The sequence below is a fragment of the Anaerotignum sp. genome (assembly GCF_045122575.1).
Lineage (GTDB): Bacteria > Bacillota > Clostridia > Lachnospirales > Anaerotignaceae > Anaerotignum_A.
Genome location: NZ_JBGVHV010000049.1, coordinates 1 through 9219, shown reverse-complemented (window position 1 = coordinate 9219; position 9219 = coordinate 1). Strand labels below are relative to the sequence as shown.

At 46.9% G+C, this 9219-nt stretch carries 6 protein-coding genes and 1 other annotated feature; of the genes, 4 read left to right on the top strand and 2 right to left on the bottom strand.

Annotated elements, in window-relative coordinates; all coding sequences use genetic code 11:
- Positions 1 to 978: S-layer homology domain-containing protein (locus ACJMLT_RS02310; protein ID WP_405725978.1), on the top strand; the 978-nt coding region annotated here is incomplete at its 5' end.
- 203 nt (positions 979 to 1181) lie between these two features.
- On the opposite strand, the gene ileS is transcribed toward ACJMLT_RS02310, so the two are convergent.
- A complete protein-coding gene (gene ileS, locus ACJMLT_RS02305; protein ID WP_405725975.1) occupies positions 1182 to 4301 on the bottom strand; it encodes an isoleucine--tRNA ligase in 3120 nt (1039 codons plus the stop codon).
- Between the two features lie 130 nt (positions 4302 to 4431).
- Positions 4432 to 4673: a binding site (T-box leader), on the bottom strand.
- Positions 4674 to 4981: 308 nt separating this feature from the next.
- Between ileS and ACJMLT_RS02300 the strand changes: the two genes are divergently transcribed.
- Complete coding sequence (locus tag ACJMLT_RS02300; protein WP_405725972.1) at positions 4982 to 6439, top strand: nicotinate phosphoribosyltransferase; 1458 nt, start codon at positions 4982 to 4984, stop codon at positions 6437 to 6439.
- A gap of 78 nt (positions 6440 to 6517) precedes the next feature.
- Here ACJMLT_RS02300 and gpr read toward each other — a convergent pair whose 3' ends face one another.
- A complete protein-coding gene (gpr, locus tag ACJMLT_RS02295) occupies positions 6518 to 7531 on the bottom strand; it encodes a GPR endopeptidase (RefSeq protein WP_405725969.1) in 1014 nt (337 codons plus the stop codon).
- A gap of 252 nt (positions 7532 to 7783) precedes the next feature.
- Between gpr and rpsT the strand changes: the two genes are divergently transcribed.
- Complete coding sequence (gene rpsT, locus ACJMLT_RS02290) at positions 7784 to 8044, top strand: 30S ribosomal protein S20 (RefSeq protein WP_405725966.1); 261 nt, start codon at positions 7784 to 7786, stop codon at positions 8042 to 8044.
- A gap of 250 nt (positions 8045 to 8294) precedes the next feature.
- Positions 8295 to 9219, top strand: a 925-nt coding sequence (locus ACJMLT_RS02285; RefSeq protein WP_405725963.1) for a thymidine phosphorylase, incomplete at its 3' end; no start/stop codon positions are given.

Sequence of the window (9219 nt, the reverse complement as noted above, 5' to 3'; positions counted from 1 at the left end):
TGGGGCGATAATATGTATGGTCAGCTTGGCAAGGGATATGCGAGCGACTATAATGAACCCAATGATAAGGTCGGTTATCGGATCATGGACAATGTGGCTTCTGTTGAAACAGGTGTTGGCGGCACTTCTGTTTTTGCGATTAAAAAAGACGGCAGCCTGTGGGCATGGGGTAATGGCACCCATGGTGTGTTAGGTGTTGGCACAAAGGGTAGTATCAAATATAACGAGAATTTCCATTTCTACAACGGAAAGATGCCATCCCCTACAAAGGTGATGGATGATGTGGCAGCGGTCAGCAGTGATCTGCATACATTGATCCTGAAAAAAGATGGCAGCCTGTGGGCCTGTGGTGACAATACTGGCTATGAAATTGGCGATGGTGCAAAACTGACATTGGGAAGAGGTCCTGACTATAGTCAGGATAGGATCGAGCCTGTGAAAATCTCTCTGCCTGTTTCCACCGGGAAATATGTGGAGCCTTCTAAATTCATTGATGTGAGAACAGGCGCATATTACTGCGAGCCTGTGGACTGGGCGGTAGATAAGAATATTACCAGCGGCACAAGCAGTAACACATTCTCACCCGATCAGACCTGTACCAGAGGACAGATCATCACATTCCTGTGGCGTGCGGCAGGTTCTCCTGCTCCTCGTGGAACAGCATCTTTTGCAGATGTAAACCAGAATATGTATTATGCCAAAGCCGTTGCATGGGCGGCGGAAAAGGGCATGGCAGATGGCCTGAGATTTAACCCTGATGCGCCCTGTACCAGAGAAATGGCAGTGGAATTCATGTGGAAATACGCAGGCAGTCCTGATGCGGCAAAAGCGAACTTTGCAGATGTCAGCGCAGAAGCTGTGGACTGGGCAGTGGCCGAAGGTATCACCAGCGGCACAAGTGTAACCACATTCTCTCCCGACCAGACCTGCACAAGAGCTCAGATCGTGACATTCCTTTACAGAGGTTTCGGTAAATAAGTCTTGAGGACGCTGTCCTCAAACGCCTGCTTAGGGAGTCACTCCCTAAAAACCCTATTGGCAAAACCATATATGGTTTTGCCAATAGGGTCAAGGGGATTATCCCCTTGCGGGTTGTAGGGCAGAGCTCTGCGAAAAGAAAAAAAGAAAACCCCCGGAAATTTTCCGGGGGTTATTTTTATTGGATTTTTACGGTTAAGAGATTAAACACGAGCTACGCCCAGAGTTACTTTTTCACCGTTGATGTTCCATTCTTTAGACAGTTCGCCGCCTGCGCCTGCTACTACTTCATCTGCCAGAACGTCGTCTTTGATGTCGTTTGCAGCCAGGATTTCAGCGATCTTCGCATTGCCGTCGTGGTAAACTTTGATGCGGTCTGTTACGTTGAAGTCAGCTTCTTTACGCATTGTCTGAACTTTGGAAACGATTTCACGAACGAAACCTTCTTCTACCAGTTCAGGTGTCAGGTTTGTATCCAGAACAACTGTTACGTTGTTGTTTGTGGAGGATACAAAACCGCCTTTTTCGGCTGTGTCAACCAGTACATCGTCCATTTCCAGAACAACTTCTTCGCCTTCCAGAGTAAATACAGCTTTGCTGTTTGCTTTCAGTTCAGCCATGAATGCGGAACCGTCTACTTCTTTCAGGTAAGCACCGATTGCGGGAACCAGTTTGCCGTATTTTTTACCCAGTGTTCTCAGCTGAGGTTTGAATGTGTATGTTGTGAATGCTTCTACGTCATCTGTGAAGGAAACTGCTTTTACGTTCAGTTCGTCTTTGATGATTTCCAGATATTCTTCGGGCAGAGATTCTTCTGCTTTTACATACATCATAGCCAGAGGCTGTCTGTTCTTCATACCGCTTGCGTTACGAGCTGCACGGCCTTCTACAACAACTTTCAGCAGGAAGTCCATGTTTGCTTCCAGGTTTACGTCTACCCATTCTGCATGGTGTGCGGGCCAGTCGCACAGGTGAACGGATTCAGGTGCGTTTGCGTCTACTTTGCCTACCAGGTTTCTGTAGATTTCTTCGGAGATGAAAGGTGTGAAAGGCGCAGCCAGTTTCACAACTGTTTCCAGAACTGTGTACAGAGTCATGTAGGCATTTACTTTATCCTGTTCCATGCCTGCAGCCCAGAATCTTTCACGGCTTCTTCTTACATACCAGTTGGACAGGTCATCCATGAAATCAGCCATTGCACGAGCGGGTTCTGTCAGTTTGTAGCCTGCCAGAGCGTCGTCTACGAATGTGTTCAGGGATTCCAGTTTGGACAGGATCCATTTGTCCATGGGAGCCAGTTTATCATATTCCAGTTTGTACTGTGTGGGATCGAATTTGTCGATGTTTGCATACAGGATGTAGAATGCGTATGTGTTCCACAGTGTACCCATGAATTTTCTCTGCAGTTCAGATACTGCGTCGTCGTAGTAACGAGAGGACAGCCAAGGAGCGGAGTTTGCGTAGAAGAACCAGCGAACCGCGTCAGCACCCTGTTTGCCCAGTGCTTCGTTGGGGTTAACTACGTTACCGATGTGTTTGGACATCTTTCTGCCGTCTTTATCCTGAACGTGACCCAGAACGATACAGTTCTTGAAGGGTGCGCAGTCGAACAGCAGAGTGGAGACTGCCAGCAGAGTATAGAACCAGCCGCGAGTCTGGTCGATGGCTTCGGAGATGAAGTCTGCAGGGAAGTTTGCATCGAAGATTTCCTTGTTTTCAAAAGGATAGTGCCACTGTGCGAAAGGCATTGCACCACTGTCGAACCAGCAGTCGATTACTTCGGGAACACGAGTCATCAGCTTGCCGCACTGAGGGCATGTGATGTGAACCGCGTCGATGAAGGGTTTGTGCAGTTCGATTTCTTCGGGACAGTCGGGGGACATTTCTTTCAGTTCAGCGATGGAACCGATTGTGTGTCTGTGGCCGCATTCACATTCCCAGATGGGCAGTGGTGTACCCCAGTATCTTTCACGGGACAGACCCCAGTCGATTACGTTTTCCAGGAAGTTACCGAAACGGCCTTCTTTGATGTTATCGGGATACCAGTTGATGGTTCTGTTGTTTGCAACCAGTCTGTCACGCAGTTTTGTCATTTCGATGAACCATGTGCTTCTTGCGTAGTACAAGAGAGGTGTGTCACATCTCCAGCAGAAAGGATAGTTATGTTCGAAGGGCAGAGCCGCAAACAGGGAACCGTTTTCTTCCATATATTTCAGAACAACGGGGTCAGCGTCTTTGACGAACAGACCTTTGAAAGGACCAGCCAGTTCATTCAGATGACCTGTTGTGTCTACGTTCTGATAGAATGTTACGCCGTATTTTTTACATACACGGTAGTCATCTTCACCGTAAGCATAAGCGGTGTGAACGATACCTGTACCGTCTGTCAGTGTAACGTAGTCGTCGCATGTCATGAAGTAGCCTTTGAAATCTTCGCCGTTGGGCTGGAAGTCGAACAGGGGATCATATTTCATGTATTCCATGTCGCCGCCCTTCATGCGTTCTACAACTTCATAGTTGCCTTCGCCCAGAACGGATTCCATCAGCGCTTCAGCCATGATTACATAATAATCCTGATATTTTGCTTTTGCGTATGTTTCTTTTGCGTTTACAGACAGGATTACGTTGGAAGGCAGTGTCCAGGGTGTGGTTGTCCATGCCAGGAAGTATGTGTTTTCCTGATCTGTTACTTTGAATTTTGCGATTGCAGATGTTTCTTTTACATCTTTATAACCCTGAGCTACTTCGTGGGAAGACAGGGCTGTACCACAGCGAGGGCAGTAGGGAACTACTTTGTGGCCTTTGTACAGCAGGCCTTTGTCCCAGATCTGTTTCAGTGCCCACCATTCGGATTCGATATATTCATTATGATATGTTACGTAAGGATCGTCCATATCAGCCCAGAAGCCAACACGGTCGGAAACGTTACGCCATTCTTTTTCGTATTTCCATACGGATTCTTTACATTTTGCGATGAAAGGTTCAACGCCGTATTTTTCGATCTGTTCTTTGCCGTCCAGACCCAGCTGTTTTTCAACTTCCAGTTCTACGGGCAGGCCGTGTGTATCCCAGCCGGCTTTTCTCAGAACTTTGTAGCCCTTCATTGTTTTGTAGCGAGGGATCAGGTCTTTGATGGCACGAGTCAGGATATGACCGATGTGGGGCATACCATTTGCTGTAGGGGGGCCATCGTAGAATGTGAATACGGGTGCGCCTTCTCTTGCTTTGATGCTTTTGCCAAAGATATCGTTGTCTTTCCACCACTGTTCAACAACAAGTTCTCTTTCGACGAAGTTCATGTTATTGGGGACTTTGTCGTACATGTAAATTCCTCCTTAAAAATGATAATGTTATATTCTTTGGTGCATTTTTTTGTTTTCTCTTTTGTAAGATGGTATGATGGTGCGGTTTTTCCGCTTTTGTTTTTAGTGAAAAAGAAAAACCTTTCCATCCACACAGGACGAAAAGGTTCGCGGTACCACCTGATTTGACAGCAAAGTATGCCATCCAACTCAACACATCACCATCATGATGCTTTCCCTTAACGCGGGCCACGGCAGAGTCTACTGAGGATTTCCGTTCGGTCTGCCACTCCGGAGTGATATTCTGCATCTTCCCTGACATCGGGTTCTCACCAATTTCCGACTCTCTGGGGTCAGTTTGAGGATACATACTGTCTCCATCACAGTGTTTCAATATACAATTACCAGACCATTATAGCCGCAGAAAAATGCCTTGTAAAGCCTTTTTTCATGAAAAACAAAAGTATGTTGTATACAGGAAGAATGCAGTGGAAAAATATGACAAGACAGTTGTAAAACCCTGAATAACAGGTGTAAACGCAGAAAGGATTTGCTTTTTTTGGACAATCTGTGTATAATCAAATCAATTATAATTATACTTTTTACAAAACGATTCAGGAAAATGATGAAGGACATGACAGGATGTGTTCAAAAAGTATAAAAACGACAGCCTGGCATGCTTTAAAAAGGAGATTTTTAAAATGAAAGATAGAGACTTTGCACTGCTGACAGACTTATATGAGCTGACGATGATGCAGGGCTACTATGAAACAGGCGCACAGACCAGACAGGTCGTATTCGATCTGTTCTACAGAAAGAACCCCAGCGGCAACGGTTATGCGATTGCAGCGGGTCTGCAGCAGGCCATCGAATATCTGGATGAACTGCATTTTTCCGAAGAAGATATCGCATATCTGGAAAGCTTGAATATTTTTTCCGAAGGTTTTATCGGTTATCTGAAAGATTTCCGTTTTACGGGGGAAGTGTATGCAGTTCCCGAAGGCACTGTAGTATTCCCTCATGAACCTCTGATGCGTATCAAGGCACCTATCATCGAAGCACAGCTGATCGAAACAGCACTGCTGAATATCATCAATCATCAGAGCCTGATCGCCACAAAAGCTTCCCGCGTGGTGCATGCAGCGCAGGGCGATCCCGTTCTGGAATTCGGTCTGCGTCGTGCGCAGGGTCCCGATGCCGGTACATTGGGTGCAAGAGCTGCTGTGATCGCAGGCTGTACTGCAACCAGCAATGTGCTGACAGGCAAACTGTACAACGTTCCTGTCAAAGGTACCCATGCCCACAGCTGGGTTATGAGTTTCCCTGATGAACTGACAGCATTCCGTACTTATGCGAATCTGTTCCCTGATGCATGCATCCTGCTGGTGGATACATATAACACACTGAAAAGCGGGGTACCCCATGCGATTCAGGTATTTGATGAAATGAAGGAAAAAGGTATCCTGCCCGAAAAAGGTTTCGGCATCCGTCTGGACAGCGGTGACCTGGCATATCTGTCCAAACGTGCAAGACAGATGCTGGATGAAGCGGGCTATCCCAATGCAGTGATCTCTGCATCCAGCGATCTGGATGAAAACCTGATCACCAGCCTGAAGCTGCAGGGTTCCACCATCAGCCTGTGGGGCGTTGGTACAAAACTGATCACATCCGATGACTGTCCTGCTTTCGGCGGCGTTTACAAACTGGCAGCGGAAGAAAATGAAAACGGTGATTTCGAACCGAAGATCAAACTGTCCAACAATGTGGAAAAAGTAACAAATCCCGGGATCAAGAAGATTGTTCGTATCTATGATAAGGAAACAGGCAAGATCAAAGCTGACCTGCTGGCTCTGGATGAAGAAGTATTTACAGAAGATATGGATCTGCATATCTATGATACAAATGCAAAATGGAAGAGCATGCAGCTGCCTGCAGGTACATTTAAACTGAGAGAACTGCTGGTACCTGTTTTCGTAGACGGCAAACTGGTATATGAATGTCCCGAAACCATGGACATTCAGGCATACTGCAAACAGGAAAAAGAAACTCTGTGGGAAGAACAGAAACGTCTGAAAAACCCCGATATCGTTCCCGTTGACCTGTCTGATAAGCTGAGTGCCATGAAACTGAAACTGATCGAAGCAGCAACAGCACTGTAATTTTATATGTGGAAACAGCCCGGATTTTTGTCCGGGCTTTTCTTATGCATTCAGTCTTTCAAGGTGTGGATTTGCGCTTTACCAGGTGTATTTATTGATATCTGTCATGGTGACACCGGGGTGGACGGCGATATTGATGGCGTTGGCGATGATATTTGCCAGACGGTCTACCACTGCATCCACCTCCTTGGGGGTGACGAACATATTGCCCGTATAGGGGCCTAAAATATCGGCGATCATCTGATATTTTTCCTCCTGCTCCAGAGACTGCAGGGTCTGATAGAAGGCGGAGCCTTTTTCTGTCTGCTGCAGCATTGCTTCCAGAATCCTGTCCATGGTATCGTTGACCAGCGTGGCAGCATCTACAACCGTCGGCACGCCGATGGCAATGACGGGAATGCCGAGGCTTTCCTGATCCAGCGTCATCCGTTTGTTGCCTACCCCTGCACCGGGGGCAACGCCGGTATTGCTCATCTGGATGGCGGCGTTGATACGGTTGGAACGACGGGCAGCCAGCGCGTCAATGGCGATCAGGAGAGAAGGTCGCAGTTTATCGACGATGCCCTTCAGGATTTCCCCTGTTTCAATGCCTGTGATGCCCATGACCCCTGGACTGACGGCGGCAACGGGGCGCACGGTTTCTTCAATTTCTTCGGGAAGCGTTCCCTGCAGGTGGCGGGTGACGAGGATTTTGGAGACAACCTTTGGCCCAAGGGCGTCGGGAGTGATGTTCCAGTTGCCCAGCCCTGCCACCAGAATACAGTCGTTTTTGTCGAATTTTGCAAGAGAACGAATATTTTCTGCCAAAATTTTGATGATTTTTTCGTGACATTCTACATCATTTTCCTTTAGCTTTTCTGACTCCAATGTGATATAATCTCCTTTAGGCTTGCCCATGAGACGGCTGCCTTCTTCGGAAAGGATGCGCACATGGGTCAGAAAATAATCAGGATCTTCCTTGGTTTTGACTTCCACGCCTTCCAGCCGGTCGGCTTCCGCGGCGTTCTGCTGAGCCAGTTCTCTGGCTTCAATGGCCAGATCAGTGCGGACAGAAAAGGAAATGGGAGCATTTGTTTGATCGGATTGGTTCATTTTTTCACAGCCTTTCTGATTTTTGATTATTTTTTTTCGTACTTTTGAAAAGTATTCATTGACTTATTTGAGTTCATAAGGTAGAATATATCTGTTGAGTTAACCAGAGGTGCTCGAGAGAGCGTAAAAAAAGACCTCAGCCGTGTCGGAGGGAGCAGCCCTCAAGGTGGTTAATGGTAAGTAGAAAAAGGGATATTTTGAAAAGTATCCGCAGAAAACCACAAAATCATTATTATTTAGGAGGAAATTACATTGGCTAATATCAAATCCGCTAAGAAAAGAATCAAAGTTATCAACAAAAAAACACTGAGAAACAAAATGATCAAATCTCAGGTTAAAACAGCTATGAAAAAAGTTATCGTTGCTGTAAACGCAGGCGACAAAGAAGTAGCTGCAGTAGCTCTGAAAGGCGCTATCTCCGCAATCGACAGAGCATACATCAAAGGCATCTACCACAAAAACGCAGTTGCTAGAAAAAAATCTACACTGACAAGACTGGTAAACAGCCTGTAATTTAAAGTGAGAATTTAAGGACATCCAAATGGATGTCCTTTTTTCGTTTTACCAGAAGCGGAGAAAACTTTTTCGTAAATCTGATATTGAATGAACTGCTTGCAGGGCAGGCCATATCAGATAATGGAAGTAGCTTTGCGGAGCAAAGCACATGAGTAGGGCGAAGCCCTACGAATTGTTTTCCTTTCGGCGAGTTCTATGATAAAATAATAAGAAAAAGAGGCAAATCGCTCCTGAGAGGAGGTTCATAATGAATTTTGTGGATATTATTATTAAAAAAAGAGACGGCAGAAAACTGACGGCAGAAGAAATTACCTTTTTTGTAAAAGGTGTAACGGATGGTTCTTTGCCGGACTATCAGATTTCTGCCCTGCTGATGGCGATCCTGTTAAAGGGAATGGATGCGGAGGAAACGGCCTGTCTGACCATGGAAATGGCAAACTCCGGCGGGATGTTCGATCTTTCTTCTGTGGATGGCTTTAAGGTGGATAAACACAGTACCGGCGGTGTGGCCGATACCACAACGCTGATTTTGGCGCCTCTGGTAGCCTCTGTGGGGGTACCTGTGGTGAAAATGAGCGGCCGCGGGCTGGGCTTTTCCGGCGGCACCATCGATAAGCTGGAATCCATCCCCGGGTTTCGGGTGGATGTGACGGAGGAAAAGGCGCTGCAGTTTGCCAGAGAAAGCGGCATCGTACTGATGAGCCAGACCGACGACCTGACCCCTGCAGATAAAAAGCTTTATGCCATGCGCGATGTGACGGGTACGGTAGACAGCATCCCTCTGATCGCAGCCAGCATCATGTCCAAAAAGATTGCAGCCGGTGCCGATGGTATTGTGCTGGATGTGAAATGCGGCAGCGGTGCCTTTATGAAGGATCTGGAAAGTGCGGAAAAACTGGCGATTGCCATGGCGGATATGGGCAGACATGTGGGCAGAAAGGTGACGGCGGTCATCAGCGGTATGGATCAGCCCCTGGGCATGTATATCGGCAACAGTCTGGAAGTGATGGAAGCCATGGAAGTGCTGAAGGGCAACGTGGGCGGAGATTTATTGGAAGTTTCTTTGACCCTCGGTGCAAATATGCTCCTTCTGGCAGGCAGGGTGAAAACGGAAGAAGAAGGAAAGGAACTTCTGCTGGAAAATATCAAAAACGGCAAGGGTCTGGAAAAAT